We start from the raw sequence: 21,774 nt of genomic DNA, 5'->3' as shown, positions 1-21,774 counted from the left end.
GAGAGCGAGCTAGATCACTAGGGACAGGAGGAGGACCAGGGCGCCGGCGACCACCGAGATGATGGTCTCCATGACCGACCAGGTCTTGATGGTCTGGCCGACGCTGAGGCCGAAGTACTCCTTGACCAGCCAGAACCCGGCGTCGTTCACATGGGAGAAGAACAGTGAACCGGCGCCGATGGCCAGCACGAGCAGTGCGGCGTGCGTGGTCGACATGTCGGCCGCGAGCGGGGCCACGAGACCGGCCGCCGAGATGGTGGCGACGGTCGCGGAACCGGTCGCGAGCCGGATCGCGACCGCGATCAGCCAGGCGAGCAGCAGCGCGGGTATCGACCAGTCCTTGGATATGTCCAGGATCATCTGGCCCACGCCGGAGTCGATCAGCGTCTGCTTGAAGCCGCCGCCCGCGCCGACGATCAGCAGGATGCCCGCGATCGGGGCGAGGGACTTCTCGACGGTCGAGGAGATCCGGTCCTTGGTGAACCCGGCCGCCCGGCCGAGGGTGAAGATGGCGACGAGCACGGCCGCGAGCAGGGCGATCAGCGGCGAGCCGATCACGTCGAAGACACGCTGCACCATGTTCTCGGGGTCGTCGACGACGATGTCCACCAGCGCCTTGGCCAGCATCAGCACGACCGGCAGCATCACGGTGGCGATGGTGACACCGAAGCCGGGACGCTTCTCCAGGTTTTCGGAGGCACGCTGGGCGGGGGTCTGGGGGGAACCCCCAGTTGAAAGCAGCATCTTCTCCGGCGCCGGTACGTCGACCCAGCGGGCCGCGTACCTGGAGAACACCGGGCCCGCGATGATCACGGTCGGGATGGCGACCAGGATGCCGAGGGCGAGGGTGACGCCGAGGTTCGCCCCGACCGCGTCGATCGCGACCAGCGGGCCGGGGTGCGGCGGGATCAGCCCGTGCATCACGGAAAGACCCGCGAGCGCCGGGATGCCGATCCGCATCAGGGAGTAGTTGCCGCGCTTGGCGACCATCAGGACGACCGGGATCAGCAGCACGATGCCGACCTCGAAGAACAGCGGCAGACCGATCACCGAGGCGATCAGCACCATGGCCCACGGCATCGAGCGTCCGCCCGCCCTGGCGAGGATCGTGTCGACGATCTGGTCGGCGCCGCCGGAGTCCGCGAGCAGCTTGCCGAGGATCGCGCCGAGCGCGATCAGTACGCCCACACCGGCGACGGTCGAACCGAGACCGGCCGAGAAGCTGGCTATCGCCTTGTCGAGGGGTGCTCCGGCGAAGGCGCCGAGCGCCAGCGACCCGATCGTCAGGGCGAGGAAGGCGTGCAGCCTGAACTTGGTGATGAGCAGGACGATGACGGCGATGCCCGCCAGTACGGCGATGCCCAGCTGAGCGTGGCCCGCCGAGGTGATCGGCTCGACCGGATCTGCTGCCAGCATCTCGACGCTGAGTCTGGTCACGGTGGTTTTCCTTGAGGGGGAGGGAAAGTCTGTGGGGGTTGAGCGTGGGTCCGTGGGGGGTTGCTCGTCGGGCCGCGGGAGTTAGTCGCGGGAATTACCGGTCGAGGCCGCTCAGCGCGGTCACGGCCCTGTCGGTGATCTCCTCGGGGCTGCCGGAGACGTCCACGGCGACCCCCGTCTCGTCCGCCTGGAGCGGCTGGAGGGTGGCGAACTGGGAGTCCAGGAGCGCCGTCGGCATGAAGTGGCCCTGGCGGTGCGCCATCCGGTCCTCGATGAGCTTCCGGTCACCCGTGAGGTGGACGAAGACGACTCCGGGAGCGGCCGACCTGAGCCGGTCCCGGTAGTCGCGCTTCAGCGCTGAACTGCTGACCACCCCGCCGAGGCCGGCCCGCCCGTGCGCCCAGGCGCCGATGGCGTCGAGCCAGGGCCGGCGGTCCTCGTCGGTCAGCGGTGTCCCGGCCGTCATCTTGGCGACGTTGGCCTCGGGGTGGAAGTCGTCGCCCTCGGCGTAGGGAACGCCGAGCCGCTGGGCGAGCAGGGGACCGATGGTGGTCTTGCCCGTGCCCGCCACTCCCATGACCACGACGACGTGGGGGGTGTTCATCACTGCCTCGCTGTCTTCCTCGACACTCGGATTCGGCTTCCCTGTGTCGACATCTCGATGCCGGATGTACGTCAGGTGCCGCATCCGTCACGACACTGAAACCCATAGGTCAGATGAATTCAAGAGTCTGTGACGTATAAGTCTGACTTTTTGTTCCCGCCGTTCGCCTCGTAGGCTGCACCTCATGAGCACACCGGGCCGGGGGCTGCACGGCCGTGTACTGGAGAGCCTCGGTCCCGCCATCACCGCGGGTGAGTACCCGCCGGGCAGCGTGCTGCGCACCGACGAGCTGGCGCAGCGTTTCGAGGTGTCACGTTCCGTGATGCGCGAGGCGGTCCGGGTCCTGGAGTCGATGCACCTCGTCGAGTCCCGTCGCCGGGTCGGCGTCACCGTACGTCCCGCGAACGAGTGGAATGTCTACGATCCCCAGGTCATCCGGTGGCGGCTGGCCGGCACGGACCGGCCGCGGCAGCTGCGCTCGCTGACCGTGCTGCGCTGTGCCGTCGAGCCGGTCGCCGCGGGGCTCGCCGCCAAGCACGCCACCGCCGAGCAGTGCGCCGAGCTCACCGAGTGCGCCCTCGGCATGGTGGCCAACTCGCGCGGCCACAGGCTGGAGGGGTATCTCGTCCACGACGTGGCCTTCCACCGGATCGTGCTGAACGCGTCCGGCAACGAGATGTTCGCGCGGCTCGGTGACGTGGTGGCCGAGGTTCTCGCCGGTCGTACTCACCATCAGGTCATGTTCGAGGACCCCGACCCCGCGGCGGTCACGCTCCACGTTCAGGTCGCGGAGGCGATTCGTGGGGGCGACGCGGTCCGTGCGGAGGAGTTGACCCGGGAGATCGTCGTGGGCGCGCTTCAGGAGCTGGACGTTCTGAGCCCGGAGGCCTGAACTTCTGGGCTTCGGGCGGGAGTTGTTCGGCCGCGGGTGCGTTGGGGCTGGTTGCGCCCACGCGGCGGAGCCGCAAATGTGCACAGCCCCCGCCCCTGTCGGGGCACTACTTGCTGATGTCTCCGTCCACGTACACCCACGCCCCCTCGACCCGCTCGAAGCGGCTGTGCTCGTGGAGCGAGCCGCCGGTGTACGACGCCCGGAAGGTCACCGTTCCGGTGGTGTGGAAGGCCGACCCCTCGCCCGTATCGAGGATCTCCAGGCCGGTCCAGCGCATGGCCGGATCGAACTCGACGCGGGGCGGGCGGGTGCGCGGATGCCAGGTCCGCAGCAGGTACGCCTCGTCGTGCTTCACGAATGCGCAGTAGCGCGAGCGCATCAGTGCCTCGGCGGTGGGGGCCGTGCCCTGACCCCGATGAAATCGGCCACAGCACTTTTCGTACGTCTCCGTAAGACCGCAAGGGCAGGAGGGGTTGTGCGCGGGGGCGGAACGGCGCTGGTTGCGGGATTGCGGGGTGCGTCGGGACATGCGCTCCATTCTGCTGCACCACGGGCTGTGGGGGATCCGTGAATCAGCCGTCCCGACACGAGTACATCGTGTGCGAGCTGTGCGCCGTGCTCTTCATCGAACCTCCTCCAGGCGTGGCGTGAACCTGCCTTGCATACGCAACTTCCCACACAGCACGGTGGATTGAGCACTTGAGCATCAGGAGTCACAAGCGTGCTGCTTGACCCCGGACGGCCGTCCGACCGGGGCACTGACGGGGGAAAGCTGATGCGGTGCCGCGGCCCGGAGCGTTCACGCGTGTCCGGAGGCCTCCGCGTGCGCCGTGAACGAGACGTCTCCCTCTGCCGCCTCTTGGTGCCTTTCACCCGGTGCCCGAGAACGGATTAGGAGGGGGAATGCCGATGACCGCGGTGAACACTGCCAGGCCGACGTATCCCGGCGTCTACGTCGAAGAGCTTCCCAGCAGCGCCCGGACCATCTCGACCGTCACCACCTCGGTGACCGCCTTCGTGGGGCACACCCGGCGCGGCCCGCTGAACGAGCCGGTTCGCGTCACGAGCTTCACCGAATTCGAGCGCCGCTTCGGCGGGCTGAGCTCGCAGAGCGCCGTCGGCTACGCCGTGCACCAGTTCTTCGGCAACGGCGGCACGGTCGCCGTGATCGTCCGCGTCGCCAGGGCGGGCAGCGGCAAGGCGGCCTGCGTCACCCTGGAGTCCACCGAGGGCCACAGCGAGAGCGCGGTCCTCGAAGTGCACGCCAAGGAGCCGGGCGTGTGGGGCAACGGCCTGCGCGTCGCCGTCGACTACGACACGCCTTGCCCGGACGAGACGTTCAACCTGCGGGTGTACGACGCCAAGGGCGAGGCCCGCGAGAGCTTCACCCGTCTGTCCATGGACGCCTCGCACGGCCGGCACGCGCCGACCGTGATCAACGCGGGGTCGCGCCTCATCCGCGTCGAGGCCGTGGGCGAGGGCCGCCCCGACCCGTCCGGCACCGTCTCCAAGCCGTTCGGACACGAACTGCCCGACCTCGCCGTCGATTTGACCGTCAAGATCGGTGAGGTCGAGCGCGAGTTCACGCTGTACGACCCCGACTGCGACGGCGAAGCCCCGTCCAACGTCGCCGAGTTGGCCCTGCTGCTCGAACGCAAGCTGCGGGCACTGCCCGACGCGCCCGGCAAGCACGCCTTCGCGGGCGCCGAGGTCACCGCCTTCGGCAAGCGCCTCCAGGTCGTCGCGGGCTCCACCGACCCCGAGGACGTCGTCCGTTTCGTCGGTGAGTGCGCCAACGACCTGGGCCTTGAGGCCTCCGTCAACCCGCCTGTCTTCCCGCTGGAGGGCGGCGAGGACGGCGAGGCGCCCGGACCGCGCGACCTCATCGGCGGTGAGGCAGACAAGACCGGCATCCAGGCGCTGCGCGGCGTCGCGGACGTCAACCTGCTCGTCCTGCCGGAGCTGGCGGCGTACGAGTCCACCGAGGACGCGATCACCGTCGTCTCGGCGGCCCAGCGGCTCTGCCAGGAGCGGCGGATCTTCCTCCTCGTCGACGCGCCGGGCACCTGGGTCAGCGTGGACACCGCCCGCGCCGGACTCGCGGCCTTCGACGCCGTACGCGGCAACCACGCGGGCCTGTACTTCCCGCACCTCCAGCTCACCGACCCGCTCACTGGCCGGCTGCGCTCCTTCCCGCCGTCCGGCGCGGTCGCCGGGGTCTACGCGCGCACGGACTCCGAGCGCGGGGTGTGGAAGGCCCCGGCCGGCACCGAGGCACGGCTCGCGGGCGTGCACTCCCTCACGGTCGACCTCACCGACCGCGAGACCGGGCTGCTCAACCCGCTCGGCGTCAACTGCCTGCGCACCATGCCGATGGTGGGCCCGCTCGTGTGGGGCGCGCGCACCCTTGAGGGCTCGGACGCGCTCGACAGCGAGTGGAAGTACGTGCCCGTGCGGCGGCTCGCGCTGCATGTGGAGGAGAGCCTCCAACGCGGCCTGCAGTGGGTCGTGTTCGAGCCCAACGACGAGAACCTGTGGCAGCAGATCCGCCTCGGCGCCTCCTCGTACCTGCACACGCTGTTCCGTCAGGGCGCCTTCAAGGGCGGCACGCCGCGCGAGGCGTACTTCGTCAAGTGCGACCACGACACCACGACGGACGAGGACATCGCGAACGGCGTCGTGAACGTCCTGGTCGGCATCGCGCCGGTCAGGCCCGCCGAGTTCGTGATCGTCAGGATCCAGCAGACGTCCGGGCAGTTCGAGCTCTGAGTTCGAGTTCCGAGTTCGAACTCTGAGTTCTGGCTCTGAGATCTACGACGGAGAACGTGAAGGAAACCGATGGCTGAGTTCACTGTCAACGCCCAGCGCTTCGACCCGTACAAGAACTTCAAGTTCCTTGTGCTGTGGGACGGTCGTACGGTCGCGGGCATCAGCAAGATCAGTCCGCTGAAGCGGACCACCGAGGTCGTCAAGCACCGGCACGGCGGCGACCCCAGCTCCCCGCGCAAGTCGCCGGGGCGCTCGGAGTTCGAGGGCATCACCCTGGAGCGCGGGGTCACGCACGACCCCGAGTTCGACCGCTGGGCCAACAAGGTCTGGCAGGTCGGGGCCGGTCTCGGCTCCGAGGTGTCCCTCGCCGACTTCCGCAAGGACATCGTCATCCAGGTCCTCAACGAGGCAGGGCAAGTCGCCGTCTCGCACAAGCTCTACCGGACCTGGCCGAGCGAGTACCAGGTCCTCGGCGAGCTGGACGCCAATGCCAACGCGGTGGCCATCCAGTCGCTGAAGCTGGAGTGCGAGGGCTGGGAGCGGGACTACGAGGTGCCCGAGCCGGAGGAGCCCTCGTTCCTCAACCCTGCCTGAACGGCGGCAAGTTGAACGACAGATGGGCCGCGGGGGCGGCGGGGCGGGTACGGAACGGGGGCGGGCATGACTAACACTCGGGCGGCTGAGCTGCTCACCACCTGGGAGACCGGGCTTGCCCAGGCCCCGTCCGGACGCGCCCTGTTGCTGCACCGAGCCGCACGCCCCGACACCGGCGGCGAGACGCTGTCCGCGTTGCCGGTCGGCGAGCGGGAGGCGGACCTCTTCACGCTGCGCCGGGCTCTGTTCGGCGAGCGGATGCAGGTGCGCCTCCCCTGCTCGGCCTGCGGCGAGGACATGGAATTCGACCTGGACGCAGGGGAATTGGCCCGGTCGACAGGCGCTCCCGCCGAGCCCTCGGTGCAGGTTGCCGAGGACGGCTGGGAGATCGAGTTCCGGGTGCCGGGCGTCGCCGACCTGACGGCGGCCGCCCGGCACCCGGATCCACGGCGGGCGTTGCTCGCCCGCTGCGTCGTCTCGGCGGTGCGCGACGGGGTGGACGTCCCCGCCGACGCGCTGCCCGAGACGGTGCAGCGGCGGCTCGCCGAGGCGGCCCAGGAGGCCGACCCGGGCGCCGACGTCACGCTCAACGTCAACTGCCCCGAGTGCGGCGCCGCCACCCGGGCCGAGCTCGACATCGCCTCCTACCTGTGGACCGAACTGGACGCCTGGGCACGGGACGTGCTCCTCGACGTCCACCTGCTCGCCACCGCCTACGGCTGGAGCGAGCCGGAGATCCTGGCGCTCAGCCCGCTGCGGCGCCGCTACTACCTGGAGCTGTGTGCGGATGTCTGACTCTGCGGGAGGACACCCCGTGAAGGAGGGGGACGTGGGGGCGCCCCGCGCGCCCGACTTCCTCGACCGGCTGCTCGCCCGGCACACCCCGGCCGCCGCGCCCCGCCCCGGTGTGGCGCGTGTACGGCCGCGACTCGCCGGACCCTTCGAGCGGGTCGAGGCGGTACGGGCCGGCGCACAGGAACCGGAGACGGCCGAGCCGCTGTGGCCGACTTCCGCCCAATCACCCACGTCCGACGGCGACTTGGCACGCCCGGCGGTCCGCGAGGTCCAGTTCCGTACGGAGCGAGAGCGGACCGTCGTACGGCCCGAGCGGACGCCGTCGGACGACCTCGCGCCCCAGTCGCCCGTGGCACGGGACCTGCCCGAGGCGCCGCTGCTCAGGCCCGCTGTGCCGGTGGCGCCGGGGCCGCGGCCCGTCCCCGACACCGCGCGGCGCTCCACCGGGCGGGGCGAGCCGGAGCGGTCCTCCTCCCCGAGCGCGGTGTCCGTGCCCCTCCCCTCGGGTGCGGCCACCGCTTCCCCCGCCGCCCTGTCCGCCGCGCTGCGACCCAGCTCGGCGGACACGGCGGCGGCCCGGGACGCCGTACGGCAGGCCGCGGGCCGACGGTCGGGCCGCGGGGGCGAGCAGGTGGTGCAGGTGCAGATCGGGCGGCTCGAAGTGACGGCGGCGGGTCCCGCGACCGCGGGCGGCGGGAGCCGGGGCTCCGCTGCCCCGGCGCGGCAGGGGGCGACGGTGAGCCTGGCGGAGTACCTGGCGAGGGGGCGCGAGTGAGGAACGTACGACGAGACGACCGCCGGAGCACCGAGGGCGGACCTGGTGGGACCGAGGAACTTGGGACTGAGGAACTGACGTCATGAGCAACGCACTTGCCATCGCCCACGTCACCCAGGCCCTCGCCCTGCTGATCGAGGCGAATCTCCAGCCCGAGATCGACATGGCCGTCAAGGTCGAACCGCGCAAGCCGTCGGCCGATCCGCCGGCCGAGCCCACCATCACCGTGTTCCTGTACCAGGTCACGCCCAACACCTCGCAGCGGAACAACGACCTGCCGACGCGCGCCTCCGACGGCACGCTGCTCAAGCGGGCCGCCGCGGCACTGGACCTGCACTTCCTGATCAGTGCCTACGGCGAGGAGCCGGAGCTGGTCGGGCAGCGGCTCATCGGTTCCGTGGTGCGCACGCTGCACGAGATACCCGTCCTGCCGAAGGACATCATCGAACTGGCCGGGGAGAAGCCCTACTTGGCGAGCAGCGACCTGGCCGAGGCGGCGCAGCGGGTGCGGTTCTCACCGACGGTGATGGACATCGACGAGACCTCGAAGCTGTGGGGGATGCTCCACCAGACCCCGTACACGTTGTCGGTCGTGTACCAGGCCGCCCTCGTCTTCATCGAGGGACGCGAGGTGCCGGTTCCGGCGAAGCCGGTGGAACGGGCTGGGGTGCGGGTGTTGCCGTTCGGGGCGCCGGGAGCGCCGGTTCCGCCCGGCGCCTCCGCGAATGGATCCGCGTCCCCGGAAGGCGGGGCTTCCGAAGAGACGTCCGGTGAGGCGAGGACGAAGGCTGCCGCCAAGACGCCCGCCAAGCCTGGAGCCGAGGCCGAGGCCGAGCCTGCCTCGAAGGCCGCGGCCAAGACACCGGCGAAGGCTCCCGCGAAAGCACCGGTGAGGGCCGCCGCCAAGGCGCCGGCTCGCGCCCGTAAGGAGGGACAGCCCAACAAGGCTGCCCAGTCGGGCAAGTCGGCCCAGTCCGGCAGGTCGGCGCGCGGTGCGGCCAAGAGCACGGGAGCCGCGACCTCTGCGTCAACCGGGTCCTCCGCGGATGCCTCGACGGTCGGCGAGGGCTCCGAGGGCCACGAGGGCACGGAGGACTGAGGCGGCGTGGGAACGACGGGGGCAGGTGAGGGCATGAGGACGAACGAGGCGGGCACACCCGGCACGGCCGGCGGCAGCACGACGCTGACCGCTGAGATCCGGCGCGTCCTGGCCCGTGTCGACGCCCATGCGGCCCGGGGGGCGGCCCACGCGGCTCATGCGGCCCGGGCCACCGAGTCGGGGCCGGGTACGGAATCCGGTCCGGGTACGGAATCCGGCTCGGGAACCAGTTCGGAGGCGGGATCCGGTCCGGGAGCGGGCTCGGCGCCAGAGTCCGACGACGGCTCCGGCCTCGGCTCCGAGCCCGGCTCTGGCTCCGAGCCCGGCCCCGGTGGGCCGGTGGACGCCGGTCACCCCGTACAGCACCCCGCGGGCCCCGCCACCGCGCCCCTCGACGCGCTCGTCGCCTGCTTCGGGCTCAGCGCCTTCGAGCGGGACCTCGTACTCCTCACCGCCGCCTACGAGTTGGACGCCACGGCCGCCGCCCGGTGTGCCGCGGCGAGCGGTGACCCGGAGCGCGCGTACCCCACGTTCTCGCTCGCGCTGGCCGCTCTCGCCGAACCGCACTGGAGTGCGCTGACCCCGGTGGCGCCCCTGCGGCGCTGGCGGATCGTGGAGCTGGACGACGACTCGCGGCTGACGCTGTCCCGGCTGCGGCTCGACGAGCGCATCCTGCACTTCCTGCTCGGCTCGCCCTACCTGGACGCCCGCCTGCACGGCCAGTTGCGCCGCACGCCGGTGCCGGACGAGCTGCCGCCGTCGTACGACCAGGCCGCGAGCCGCGTCGCCACGGGCTGGACGACCGGCGCGCGGCCGGACGCGCCCCTGCTCGTCGAGGTGGTCGGCGGCGATCTGCGCAGCCGCGCCGACATCGCCGCCGCGGCCGCCGCCCGCTCCGGGCTCGGGCTGTACGCGATGAGTGCCGAGGACATTCCCACGGACCCCGCGGACCGCGACCGGCTGGCCCGGCTGTGGCAGCGCGAGGCGATCCTGCTGCCCGCCGCCCTGCTCGTGGAGGCCGGTGAACTCGACCGTGACCAGCACGCGGCCACCGACGCGTTCCTCGCCGGAGCCGCCGTCCCCGTCGTCGTGTCGAGCGCCGACCCGCGCCAGACGGACCGGCCGCACGGCGAACGGGTGGCCGTGCCGCGACTGGACGACGAGGAGCAACTCGGCCTGTGGACAGGCGCGTTCGAGGGCGTCGCCGAGATCCCCGAAGGCGAACTGCGGTCACTGGTCGCCCAGTTCCAGCTGCCGCCCCATGTCGTACGTGCCGCTGCCGCCGCCGTACGACGTGATCTGCCCGGCGAGGACGAAGTGGACGCCGGTCGACTCGCCTGGCGGGCCGGAATGAACGAGGCCCGTGTCGGCATGGACGACCAGGGCCGCCGTATCGAGCCCGAGGCGGGCTGGGACGACCTCGTGCTGCACGAGCGGCAGACGAGTGTGCTGCGCGAGATCGTCGCGCACGTGCGGCAGCGGGCAACTGTCCACCAGGAGTGGGGATTTGCCGCGACTCTGCGCCGAGGGCTTGGCGTGACGGCCCTGTTCGCGGGCGGTTCGGGAACGGGTAAGACGCTCGCCGCCGAGGTCATGGCCAAGGAACTCGGCCTCGACCTCTTCATCGTCGACCTGTCCCAGGTGGTCAGCAAGTACATCGGTGAGACCGAGAAGAACCTGCGCAAGGTGTTCGACGCCGCCGAAGCCGGTGGCGCGCTCCTCCTCTTCGACGAGGCCGACGCCCTCTTCGGCAAGCGCAGCGAGGTCAAGGACAGTCACGACCGGTACGCCAACCTCGAAGTCAGCTATCTGCTGATGCGGATGGAGGCCTACCGGGGGCTCGCGATCCTCACCACCAACATGAAGAAGGCCCTGGACACGGCGTTCATGCGCCGGATCCGCTTCGTCGTGGACTTCCCCTTCCCGGCCGAGCACGAGCGCGCCGAGATCTGGCGCCGGGTCCTGCCCTCGCGGACCCCGACGAAGGGCATCGAGCCGGAACTGCTGGCCCAACTGACCGTCGCCGGCGGCTCGATCCGCAACATCGCCCTGTCCGGCGCGTTCCTCGCGGCCGAGGAGGGCGACCGGCTGCAGATGCGGCACATGCTCGCGGCGGCCCGCACCGAGTACCTCAAGCTGGAGCGCTCCCTGACGCCGGGGGAGGTCCGCGGATGGGTGTGAGCAGGGACGCGGGCAGCGGCACCAGCAGGGACGCGGGCAGGGAACCTGGCGCGATCCGGGTGAACGTCGGCGAACTCGTCCTCGACGGCTTCCGCGTGGACCCGGACCGGGTGTCGGCCGCGTTCGAGCACGAACTCGCCCGGCTGGTACGCGAGCGTGGCGTACCGCTGGCGGCGGACGGCGCGATGAGCGTGGACGCACTGTCCGGGCTGCCGCCGCTGCCCGCCGGGCTGTCCGCGCGGCGGCTCGGCCAGGAGTTGGCACGCGCGGTGCACGCGGGACTCTCCGGCCGTGGGGAGGTGACCCCTTGAGCGGCAACTCCCGGACACAGCACGGCCGTTCGGAGCAGGCCGCCGAGGAGCGTCGCCGCAAGCGCAAGGAGCGTGCGGCCAAGGCCCGTACGCCCGAGCCGAAGGACATCGTCAGCGGCGCCGGACAGCCTCTCGACGTCGGCGTACGAAGGGAGTTGGAGGAACAGCTCGGCCACGACCTCGGCCGCGTACGCCTGCACACCGGGCGGGACGCCGGGCAGTTGACCGAGCTGCTGGGTGCGGACGCGGTCGCGGTCGGCCAGGACATCTTCTTCCGCGAGGGCGCCTACCGTCCCGGCACCGCGGACGGCCAACGCCTGCTCGCCCACGAGCTGTTGCACACCGTGCAGAACCCGGACGGCCTCGGAGCGCTGCGCGCCGGCCGCGACCCGGGCGCGGTGAGCCTGCCCCAGCAGGCCATCGAGCGCGAGGCGGAGTCGGCCGCCCAGGATCTCGTACGTCCGGCCGCCGCTCAGGAATCCGCGCCGGAGGTGGCGGAGGGCCGGGCCACACCCGGCTGGCTGAGGTACGCCACCGTCGACGCCGACCGGAACCGGCTGGAGCAGATCGACCCCGCCACCCTCGTCGACCGTCTGACGAACTCGGTCGTGCGCTCGCTGCGAGGCGACCCGGAGGACCGCTCGAAGCGCACACGCAGGCAACTCGCCCGGCTGCCCGAGGAGTTGCTGGACGGCGTCCTCGACCGCCTGGAGGACCGGCTGCTCGGTTCGGAGCACGACCGGGTGCTCGACCTGGTCGAGGAGATCGAGGCCGACGGGGATCTTCCGGAGGAGACGGACTCGTACGACGCCCCGGCCGTCGAGCCGGACGCGGCCGAGGAGTCGCGGGTCGAGCGGGAGAGCGAGCAGCGTTCGGTCGAGGAGGACCGGGCAGAGGAGCGGAAGCCCGGGGCGGCTCCAGGGCCGGAGAAGGAACCGGCCGGTTCGGAGGGAGCTGGTTCGGAGGGGGCGGCCGGGTCGACGCCGGAGAACTCGGCGCCGGGGAACGGGAGTACCGCACCGGGTGGTGATCGGGAGCCGAGCCCCGGTGCCGGTGCCGGTGCCGGCACCGGCAAGGAGAGCGAGGGCGCGGGGCAGCCTTCGGGCGGCGGTACGGCCGAGAGCGCGCAGCAGACCGGCGGGAAGACGACCGCGGGCTCCGCGCAGGGCGAGGCGGCGAAGTCCGAGCAGGGCAAGGGCGAGAAGAAGGCAGCCGGGGAAGGCAAGGCCGGCAAGGAGGACAAGGGAAGTCAGGGGGAGAAGGAGGGCAAGGGAGGCGAGGAGGCTTCGGAACGGCAGGAGGCTCCCGCAGCCGGCAAGGAGGAATCCGCGGCCAGGAATCGCCCGGGCGCGGTCGATGCGCTCGTGGCGAGCCAGAAGGTGAAGCCGCAGGACAAGGCCGGGCAGCCGAAGCCGACGGGTTCCCCCACGACGGCGGGCAAGGGCGGGCCGCAGTCCGGCCCGCTCAGCAGGCTCGACGGTGTGCGCAGCCAGGATCTCGAAGGCCCCGAGGAGACGGACGACGAGGACCCGTTCGGCTCCGGCAGCGAGTCGGAGGTCGAGGTCGGCGGCGGGGAGAAGAGCGCCTGGGACGTCAAGCTCCAGCCCGAGGACTTCATCCCGGAGCAGGATCCCGACGTATCCGGCGTACCGACCGCGGACGAGGCGGATCCGGCCTCCGCCGCCGGGGCTGCCGTACCGTCGTCCGCCGCGCCTCCGGCCACGAAGGCCGACAAGGTGCAGGCGGAGCGGGATGCCGAGGACGCGGAGGACGCGGCCTCTGAGTCCGAGTCCGAGGGCGACGCCGACCGGTCCGCCGACACGGAGGCCGCGCCCGAAGGCGAGGAAGCCACTGTCGGGGACGGGCCGCTCGGCGATCTCGCGCTGGAGAACGCCGCCGCCCCGCCTCCCGTACCGGGCTCGCTGTCGAAGGACCCGAAGAGCGGCGCCGACCCCAAGGCCGGGCCCGTGTCCGCGCAGACGGCGGTGCAGGAGGCGCCGGGCAGGTCCGAGGACGGTGGTGAGGCGCAGGAGACGGCCGCCAAGGAGGAGAAGGGCACGCCGGCCGCGGGCGACAAGTCGGCCGGTGCACAGGAGAAGGCGTCTCCGCAGGCGGGCGGCGCCCAGTCGGGCGGGTCCGAGGCCTCGGGCCGACAGGAGCAGAAGAAGTCGGAGTCCGGTCAGGCGACCGCGGCTGCGGGCGGGCAGACTCAGGGGTCCTCGCCGTCCTCGACCTCGTCGACCGGGTCGGCTTCCGGGGGTACGGCGGGCAGGAGTGAGCCGGCGTCGGAGGCTTCGAGTGCTTCGAGTGCTTCGGCCGCGAGGGACAGCCATGTCTCCGGCGGCTCGTCCGGAGGAGGCGCCCAGAGTCAGTCGTCGGGCGGGGGGAGTACGGGGAGTGCGGCTCCGCAGGCGCCGGCGGTGCAGGAGCCCGCGCCCGCTGCTCCGGAACCCGTCCAGGCCCCCGAGCCGTCGGCGCAGGAGGAGGCCGGCCCGGCCGCCGCGCCCACTCCCAAGGCCGCTGCGGCGCCGAAGGCGACCAAGTCGTCTCCCGCTGCCAAGGGTTCGCGCGGTGGCGGCGGTGGCGGCGGTCGTGGTGGCGGCAGCGCGGCCGTGCCGGCTGCCAAGGGCAAGGGCAAGAAGGACTCGGGCCCGGCCCCGAACCTTTCCCAGGTGGCCCCGGAGGCGGGCCTGTCCACGGCTTCAAGTCTCAAGCCCCACAAGGCACTTGAGGCCATGGGAGGCGTGGGCGGCTCGGTGGACCGTACCGTCGGCGACGAGCACAAGGCGCTCGCCGCCGCGCCGCCGTCGATGCAGCGTCCCGCCGGTGCGCCCCAGACGCTCCAGGGCAAGCCGAAGGCCGACGCGCCCGCCCAGTACTCCCAGGACGCGGCGCAGAAGTCCGAGGCGCCCGAGGAGGAGAAGGCCGAGGTCAAGGGCGCCAAGGAGCCCGAGGGCCAGATCGAGGCCGAGAAGGCGGAGGAGCCGAGCGGCTGGGACACGTTCAAGATGGCCCTCGGCTTCGGCATCGGCTGGATCGCGGACAAGCTGGGCTTCGAGGTGGACGCGCAGGAGCTGGCGGCCAAGTTCGCCGGGCTGCCGACGAAGGACGAGGCGCTCAAGCAGGCCCAGGCGGGCAACGCGCCGGGTGTCGAGCTGCAGGGCGAGGCGGACCGGACGGCGGGCGAACAGGGTGGCGCGGTCGACACCAAGGGCCAGGAGACCGTCACGACCGGCCGTGACGACGCGGCCCGCCCGATGGGCGAGAACCAGGTCTACCCCGACGCGCCCAAGGAGCAGCTGAAGGCGAAGGTGCCCGGCCCCGAGGGCGGCAAGGGCGGGGTGCCGGAGGGCGGCGCGTCCACGGGGGCCGTGCCCGCGGAGGCCGCGTCCGAGGTGGCGGAGCACGACCGGGGGCCGCAGTTCAAGGCCGCGTTCAGCGATGGCCAGAAGGGCATGTCCGAGGGGCGGCAGACCAAGGACCGCGACTTCCGCGACTCGCAGGCGAAGCACAAGCAGAAGGTCGACGACGAGGTCGCGGCGAACACCGAGAGCCAGAAGGGCGAGCGCGAGAAGGCCCTCGGCGATGTCACCGCGCAGCGTGCCGACTGGCGCAAGGAGCAGGACGAGGAGCTCAAGAACCTCGGTACGAAGAAGAGCGAGCGGCACGACAAGGTCCGTAAGGACGTCCAGGACAAGGAGAAGAAGACCGACGACGACGTCGACAAGGAGAAGGAGGACGGCGACAAGAAGATCCAGGACGAGAACACCAAGGCCGAACAGGACGCCGAGAAGAAGCGCGACGACAGCGTCAACGACTCGGGCAACTGGATCAGCAAGGCCTTCGACTGGATCAAAGAGAAGGTCATCGAGATCAAGAACTCGATCGTCCGCGTCATCAAAGCGGCGCGTGACGCGGTCGTCGGTTTCATCAAGAACTTCAAGGACACGGTCGAGCGCTGGATCAACGAGGCGCGAAAGTTCATCGTCGAAGCGATCAAGAACCTCATCGACGACCTGATCGAATTCGCCAAGGCGCTGGTCCGGGGGATCATCGAACTGGCGAACCGTATCCGGAAGTTCATCAGTGGGCTGATCTCGGCGGCGATCGCCATGGTGAACCGGCTGGCGAAAATGCTGAAGCAGATCATCACGGATCTGCTGCACGCCATCGGGAAGCTGCTGGGCAGCATTCTGAGCATCCTGAAGAAGATGCTGCTGGATGTCATCAAGGCAGTCGTCGCCGCGGTCAAGACGGTCCTGGAATACGCCTCCAAAATCCTGGGCGCGCTCGGCGAGTTCATGATGATCGCCGTCGATTTCCTCTCCGACCCGGGCGGTTGGCTGAGCGGCGCCAAGAACTCCGCCGTGGACGGGGCGAAGAACCATCTCTTCCGCGAGGTGCAGGCCGCCGTCAAGCAGTGGTTCCAGTCGAAGATCGAGGAGATCCTCGGCATTCCGAAGGCGATGATCGACAAGCTCATCAAGGGCGGCTTCACCCTGGAGCGCATCGTCAAGGAGACGTGGGACGCGATCGTCCCCCAACTCCCCTTCATCATCGGCGAGATCGTCATAACGAAGGTCATCGCGAAGCTCATCCCCGGCGCGGGCTGGGCGATGGCGGTCATCGACGCCATCCGCACGGCCATCGGCGCCCTCAGCGAGATCCTCCGCGCGATCGGCGCGGTCATCACCTGGCTGAAGGCGGTCCGCCAGGGCGGCGCGGGCATCCTCTTCGCGAAGGCGGTCGCGGCCGGCATCGTCGCCCTCCTCGAACTCGCCTACGAGTTCCTGCTGAACGGCATCGGCAAGTACGTCGCCAAGGTGGGCCGCCGCCTCAGGAGCGTGGCCATGAACCTGGGCAAGGAGAAGCCTGGCGGGGGCAGGAGCCCGGCGGGCCAGGGCTCGGACGACAGGGGCGGCGACAAGAAGACCCGCCCGCAGCCGGACACCGCGACCAGCCCCACCTCCGGCACACCGACCACGCGCCCGACAACCAGCCGTCCGGCAACTGGCCGCCCGACGACGAGCCGCCCGACGACCGCCGGGCCGCGCCCGGGTGGGACGCCCGCCCCGAAGAAGCCCGGGACCACCACCCCGGCGAGGCCCACGTCACCCGGCGCCCCCGCCAAGGAAGGCACCAAGCCCGGCCCTGGCGCTCCCAAGACCCCGGCCGACACCCGGAAACCCACGGGCAACGACAAGAACGGCCGCCCGAAGGACAAGGAAGACGACAGGCCGGACACCCGCCCGACCCCGTCCCCGAAGCCCAAGCCCCAACCGGCCCCCCGGCCGAAGCCGAAGCCCGAACCGGACACGAGGCCTCGCCCGAAGGACGACGCTCCGGGCAGGCCCAAGGAGGACGCGGGCTCCAACCCCAAGGCCGACGACAAGACGCCGGACAGGCCCAAGGAGCAGGACCCGAACGGGCTCACGGACAAGGACGGCGACAAAGACGGCTCAGGAAAGCCCAGCACGGACAAGGACGCACCCGGCAAACCGAAGTCCGACAAGGACGGCAACAAGCCCGGAAATTCCAAGGAAACGGACGGGCAGAATCCCAGGCACAGCAAGGAAAACGACGGGAAGCAGAAAGGAAAGGACCCGGACAGGGTCAAGCAGGAGAAGCAGAAGAAGAGGGACGAGCGGAAGCGGCAGGAGGACTCGAAGGAGTCGAAGGAGGAGCGTCTCGAGGAGATCGTCGCGAGGATACGTCGAACCCTCAGGCGGAAGCTCAAGGGCGACGGGATCTGGGAGACGCAGTTCCACGAGCTACTGAAGCAGCAGCGTCTGTGGTATCGCCTGTCCGCCCTCGAAGCGACCGGAAATCCGGACGTCGTGGTAACCGCTCGCCTCAACCCACAGGCTCTCGTCATCGTGGGTGAGCGGGTCAATCAAAGGGTCCAGCTCGACAAGGTGGAGGAAGACGGCCTGCCCGAGCCGGACTTCCCGACCTTCCATCAAGGGAAGGCGGATCACTTGGTGGCCAAGTTCCTGAGTAAACACGTAAAGGGAACCGGCCAGATCGCCAGCGCCGCAGAGAAGGGGAACCATCCGCACGGATGGAAGTATGTCAAGGACCACCGGCTGTCGGACAACACGGCCTGGGTGCGAATGCATCTGCTCCCTGAGGCCATTGGTGGTATGGCAACTGACAACAATCTCGTCCCTGCCCGAAACGTCATGAACGGCGATTTCAAGAACGGCGTCGAGCGGCCGGCGCATGATGCCGTCCCGCAACCGGAAGAGATGATCTGGTTCTCATCGAGTGTGAAGTTCCACACCGGCGGCCAACCCAACTCTGTCGACGGATACCCGGACGGTTTCCCCAGTTCGATGGAGTCGAGTTATGGCGGATATCGCAAGATAGCCGGAGAGCCTCGTCACAAGCGAAGCGCCTGGCTCCCGGAACGTGCAAAGCAGACGGTGCGGCGCAGTAATATTCCGCTTCCTGTCCAGGGTGAACACAATAAGCTTTTCATCAACCAGGCCGGCGAGGACGGTATCTATGTTGCATCGGGAAGAATATCGATGACCGTTGCACGCTACATCGCAGGTAAGGATGCCGATGGAAAGTCGATCGGCACCCGGCCTGTCTACAACAGCATCGCGGACATCGGCAGGACGGTCCTTGCTGCTCGTCCCCGTATGCGCCCCGACACCAAGAGGGATCTATGGCGATCGATCGTGAACCTCAAGAAGATGGAGAAGAACATCGATTGGCGGACCTTCAGGTGAGCAAGGAGTAGCGCGCTATGTCGACCAATGAAGGCTTTGCTGCACGCAGTGCCGACGCTCTAAGGGAACTGGGTGAGCTGGACGGGATTGAAATCGAGACCCGCCCGTCCGATCCCTCGATCGTGCTGCCCTCCGACTCGGCCGAAGTGCGGGCGGCTCTGTCGGAGTACATCGACCCATCGATTGCTGCGGGTCTACAGGAGTACTATTTTCCGGCGGAGGAGTTGCATGTCTCGTGGAATTCGACAGGCGATCCTCGTGTCGATGGAGAGCTCTGTCTGATCAATATTCACACCTGTTTGACGCGTTGGCAGCCGCCGCTCGAAGATGTCACGCTCACCTCTTCCGAGCAGAGCGTTCTTGCGGACTTGAAGGTGATGGACCAGGAACCTTTCGCGGGCACGGGACGGGCAACCGGTCTTCGCGTAACGAGCCGGAGCCAGGAACCGGAGGTGTGGTTCTACGACCTGTCTCGGTCGCGGCTGGACCGTCTCGACCTGGACTACGGCACATACATGGAAACCGCGCTTGTCATGAAGGGAGCCTTCGGTTGGCAGTACCTCTTTACGGACGTCGAACTGGAGCGGCCTGAATTCCATGAGATTTCCACTAATTTGACTGAGGCGCTCGCCCTGTTCTCGATGGCTTTTCCCGAGTATGCCTATGCGGATCTGCGGAACCGCCTGGAGGCCCGCCAATGACCCGCTACGCAGACATCCCCAAGCCCATCCGGTCCGGAATAGTCGTCGTCGATCCCGACCGAGGCACGCCCCAGCGAATTATCGTGCTCCAGTTCAACCCCGACACCCTCGAACGCAGTCTCAGCCCCCAGTCGGCGGGAGGCAGTGGGGACTCCGGTGGAGGTGGCAGTGGGACCGGGGATCGTAACGAAGCGCTCCGGCTCAAGGGCCCCGCTCAGGAGACCTGGAAGTTCACCGCGGAGATCGACGCGACCGACCAGTTCGAGGTCGCGGCACCTGACGGAATTCACCCGCAACTCGCCACCCTGGAAATGCTGGTGCAGCCCACGACCCAGCAGATACGGGACGCCTCGCGGCTCTCGCAGAAGGGGACCATCGAGATCAGCCCGATCGAGATGCCGTTGACGCTGTTCACATGGGGGAGCAAGCGGGTGATGCCCGTGCGGCTGACCGAGCTGTCCATCAACGAGTCCGCCTTCGACGTGAACCTCAACCCGATCAGGGCCTCGCTCGGCATCGGGCTCAAGGTGCTCACCGTCAGCGACCTCCCGGCCGGGCACCGAGGCGCCGACCTCTACATGGCCCACCTCGCCCAGAAGGAACGCCTCGCGGCGGCCGCCCGCCGGGGCAGCCTCGGCGGACTCGGCCTCACCGGCGGGGACATCGGCGGCACGGCGACACTGAGCGGAAGGGGCTGAGGAAGAAGCCATGGCCGACATCGAGCCCTACGAGAACGCCCTGGACGCGATCCCGGGCGCCCACCCCTACCCCCGCACCAGCCGCTACCACGACGCCGAGATCGGCATCCACCGCCAGCCCGACGGCACCGAAGTCCGTTACACCAAGCGCCGGTTGCTCCCACCCCTCGCCGAGACCGCGAGTGCGACCGGGAGCGGGCCCGGGAGCGACGACGAAACCCAGAGCCACACCGTCCGCAGCGGCGAACGCCCCGACCTCCTCGGGCAGCGCTACTTCGGCGACACCGCCCAGTGGTGGCAGATCGCGGACGCCAACCCCGTACTCGATCCGCGGGAGTTGACCGACGAGGCGGGCAACGTCATCGAAGTCCCCCTCGCCGGCGGCTTCCCGCGCGCGCACCGGGGAGACCGGCGTGTCTGAACTCCCCGTGGGCCGGGGCCCCGTACACATCACCCTCCAGATGGGACCGAAGCTCACCCGGCCCGTCCCCGCGGAGGTCACGGAAGCCCTGCTCTCCGCCCAGATCACGGCCACCGCGGGCGAACGCAGCGGCTTCCAGCTCGCCTTCGACCTCACCAAGAACGGGCTGATCAACCGCACCCTGCTCCCGGAGGGATTCTTCGACCCGAAGACCCGCGTCGTCGTCTCCGTGAGCGTGAAAGGCACGCCCGAGGTGCTCCTCGACGGCCTGATCGTGCGGCAGGAGGTCGGCGCCAGCAACCAGCCGGGCCACTCCACGCTCACCGTCACCGGCGAGGACCTGAGCCTCCTCATGGACCTGGAGGAGCGGACCGACCGCTACCCCAACCTCCCTCCCTCCCAGCGCGTCCTGGCCATCCTGCGCCGCTACTCCGACTACGGCATCCGGCCGGACGTCTACACGGAGAAGGTGTCCCAGCCCCCGCACCAGGACCTCCGCGTCCACTACCAGACAGGCACCGACCTCCAGTACGTCAACGAGCTGGCCCGCGCCAACGGCTACACCTTCTATCTGGAGCCCGGCCCCAACCCCGGCCAGTCGTCAGCCCGTTGGGGCCCCGAGGTCAGGCTCGGCATCCGCCAGCACGCGCTCAACGTCAACATGGACAACAACTCCACCGTCGACCAGCTGACGTTCGCGTACGACGGCACGGCGCGGGAGGAACCGCAGGCCCGCTGGCAGGACCCCGGCACCCGGCAGTCCACGCTCCTTCCGCAGCCGCCGATCAGCCCGCTGCGCCCGCCCCTCGGCAAGCGGCCCACCCCGGCGCTCAAGCGCCGGACCCTGGCCGGCACCGCCAAGCAGCAGCGCGAGCAGGCCGAGGCCGAACTCCTCGCCAGGGCCGCCGTGTCCGCCGACGTCATCTCGGGCTCCGGTTCGCTCGACGTCAACCGGCACGGATATCTCCTGCATCCCCGCCAGTTGGTCGGTGTGCGCGGCGCCGGACGGGCCTACGACGGCGACTACTACGTCAAGTCCGTCACGCACACCCTGCGCCCGGGCTCGTACCAGCAGAACTTCACCCTCTCCCGGGAGGGCCTCGAAGCCCGCAGCGCCTACGTCAGGCCCTGACCCGCCACAGCACGCACCGCCCGGCATACGCAGCAGTACTTCACCCCGCACCACCCAGCAACACCCCACAGAGCAGGAGCAGTTCAGCATGGCGGCACCCAGCAATCGCTACCTCGGCAAGTTCCGCGGCCGGGTGATCGACAACAACGACCCGCTGCACATCGGGCGGATCACCGTCGAGGTCCCGGACGTCCTCGGCGACGAGCCGTCGACGTGGGCGCTGCCCTGCCTGCCGTTCACCGGGCCGGAGGCGGGGCAGTTCGTGGTGCCGCCACCGGGAGCGGGTGTGTGGGTCGAGTTCGAGCAGGGTGACCCCAGTTTCCCTGTGTGGACGGGGTGTTGGTACGGCGAGCAGAGCGAGCTGCCGCCGGACGCGCGCCGCCTCGTCCAGCCCGCCTCGCAGGCCAAGCCGGTCGTGGTGCAGACGCCCGGGGCGCACAAGATCGTGATGAGCGATCCGCCGGGCGGTGACCAGGGAATCCTGCTCCAGGCCCAGGGCGGCGCCTACATCCGCATCACCAAGGAAGCCGTGGTCATCGCGACCGGCGCGGGCGCCGAGGTCCTGCTGCGCGGTGACCAAGTGACGATCAACGAGGGCCAGTTGACCGTGCTCTCCAAGCGATAGAAG

At 69.9% G+C, this 21,774-nt stretch carries 17 protein-coding genes; 14 read left to right on the top strand and 3 right to left on the bottom strand.

Annotated features, from left to right (window positions below; genetic code table 11):
* Positions 1–9 precede the first annotated feature (9 nt).
* Complete coding sequence (locus ACH4YP_RS42940; protein WP_361062118.1) at positions 10–1,437, bottom strand: gluconate:H+ symporter; 1,428 nt, start codon at positions 1,435–1,437, stop codon at positions 10–12.
* 94 nt (positions 1,438–1,531) lie between these two features.
* Entirely contained in the window at positions 1,532–2,041 is a 510-nt protein-coding gene (locus ACH4YP_RS42935; RefSeq protein WP_361062115.1) for a gluconokinase, read from the bottom strand.
* A gap of 184 nt (positions 2,042–2,225) precedes the next feature.
* Here ACH4YP_RS42935 and ACH4YP_RS42930 point away from each other — a divergent pair, with 184 nt between their 5' ends.
* Positions 2,226–2,933, top strand: a complete 708-nt coding sequence (locus ACH4YP_RS42930; protein ID WP_361062112.1) for a FadR/GntR family transcriptional regulator — start codon at positions 2,226–2,228, stop codon at positions 2,931–2,933.
* A 106-nt stretch (positions 2,934–3,039) separates the two neighbouring features.
* Here ACH4YP_RS42930 and ACH4YP_RS42925 read toward each other — a convergent pair whose 3' ends face one another.
* The gene (locus tag ACH4YP_RS42925; RefSeq protein ID WP_361062109.1) at positions 3,040–3,462 is read right to left on the bottom strand and encodes a YchJ family metal-binding protein; all 423 of its coding nucleotides are present in this window, start codon (positions 3,460–3,462) and stop codon (positions 3,040–3,042) included.
* A gap of 374 nt (positions 3,463–3,836) precedes the next feature.
* On the opposite strand from ACH4YP_RS42925, the gene ACH4YP_RS42920 reads away from it, so the two are divergent.
* From ACH4YP_RS42920 to ACH4YP_RS42860, 13 genes are all read left to right on the top strand, one after another.
* Positions 3,837–5,702 (top strand): phage tail sheath C-terminal domain-containing protein, encoded by a 1,866-nt coding sequence (locus tag ACH4YP_RS42920; RefSeq protein WP_361062106.1) that lies wholly within the window; start codon positions 3,837–3,839, stop codon positions 5,700–5,702.
* Between the two features lie 69 nt (positions 5,703–5,771).
* Entirely contained in the window at positions 5,772–6,296 is a 525-nt protein-coding gene (locus ACH4YP_RS42915) for a phage tail protein (RefSeq protein ID WP_055614510.1), read from the top strand.
* Positions 6,297–6,362: 66 nt separating this feature from the next.
* Positions 6,363–7,091: a hypothetical protein gene (locus ACH4YP_RS42910; RefSeq protein ID WP_361062103.1), complete on the top strand. Its 729-nt coding sequence runs from the start codon at positions 6,363–6,365 to the stop codon at positions 7,089–7,091.
* A 34-nt stretch (positions 7,092–7,125) separates the two neighbouring features.
* Positions 7,126–7,866, top strand: a complete 741-nt coding sequence (locus ACH4YP_RS42905) for a hypothetical protein (RefSeq protein WP_361062100.1) — start codon at positions 7,126–7,128, stop codon at positions 7,864–7,866.
* Between the two features lie 82 nt (positions 7,867–7,948).
* Positions 7,949–8,965: a Pvc16 family protein gene (locus ACH4YP_RS42900; RefSeq protein ID WP_398496669.1), complete on the top strand. Its 1,017-nt coding sequence runs from the start codon at positions 7,949–7,951 to the stop codon at positions 8,963–8,965.
* 33 nt (positions 8,966–8,998) lie between these two features.
* Complete coding sequence (locus ACH4YP_RS42895) at positions 8,999–11,146, top strand: ATP-binding protein (RefSeq protein WP_398496667.1); 2,148 nt, start codon at positions 8,999–9,001, stop codon at positions 11,144–11,146.
* Positions 11,137–11,457, top strand: a complete 321-nt coding sequence (locus ACH4YP_RS42890) for a hypothetical protein (RefSeq protein ID WP_361062091.1) — start codon at positions 11,137–11,139, stop codon at positions 11,455–11,457. Before ACH4YP_RS42895 ends, ACH4YP_RS42890 begins: the two co-directional genes overlap by 10 nt.
* Positions 11,454–18,194 carry a DUF4157 domain-containing protein gene (locus ACH4YP_RS42885; protein ID WP_398496665.1) on the top strand — a complete coding sequence of 2,247 codons (6,741 nt, stop codon included), beginning with the start codon at positions 11,454–11,456 and terminating at the stop codon, positions 18,192–18,194. Before ACH4YP_RS42890 ends, ACH4YP_RS42885 begins: the two co-directional genes overlap by 4 nt.
* Positions 18,195–18,211: 17 nt before the next feature.
* Entirely contained in the window at positions 18,212–18,895 is a 684-nt protein-coding gene (locus tag ACH4YP_RS42880) for a hypothetical protein (RefSeq protein WP_398496663.1), read from the top strand.
* A complete protein-coding gene (locus ACH4YP_RS42875; protein WP_266504234.1) occupies positions 18,892–19,593 on the top strand; it encodes a hypothetical protein in 702 nt (233 codons plus the stop codon). The genes ACH4YP_RS42880 and ACH4YP_RS42875 overlap by 4 nt, the downstream gene beginning before the upstream one ends.
* A 10-nt stretch (positions 19,594–19,603) precedes the next feature.
* Positions 19,604–20,014: a hypothetical protein gene (locus ACH4YP_RS42870; protein WP_361062082.1), complete on the top strand. Its 411-nt coding sequence runs from the start codon at positions 19,604–19,606 to the stop codon at positions 20,012–20,014.
* Complete coding sequence (locus ACH4YP_RS42865) at positions 20,007–21,146, top strand: hypothetical protein (protein ID WP_361062079.1); 1,140 nt, start codon at positions 20,007–20,009, stop codon at positions 21,144–21,146. Before ACH4YP_RS42870 ends, ACH4YP_RS42865 begins: the two co-directional genes overlap by 8 nt.
* A gap of 88 nt (positions 21,147–21,234) precedes the next feature.
* The gene (locus tag ACH4YP_RS42860) at positions 21,235–21,771 is read left to right on the top strand and encodes a phage baseplate assembly protein V (RefSeq protein ID WP_361062076.1); all 537 of its coding nucleotides are present in this window, start codon (positions 21,235–21,237) and stop codon (positions 21,769–21,771) included.
* The last annotated feature ends 3 nt before the right edge of the window (positions 21,772–21,774 follow it).

Origin of the sequence: Streptomyces sp. NPDC020747, assembly GCF_044334695.1 — a bacterium.
GTDB lineage: Bacteria > Actinomycetota > Actinomycetes > Streptomycetales > Streptomycetaceae > Streptomyces.
The sequence above is the reverse complement of the archived record's forward strand: the minus strand, read 5'-3'. Positions and strand labels throughout refer to the sequence as shown.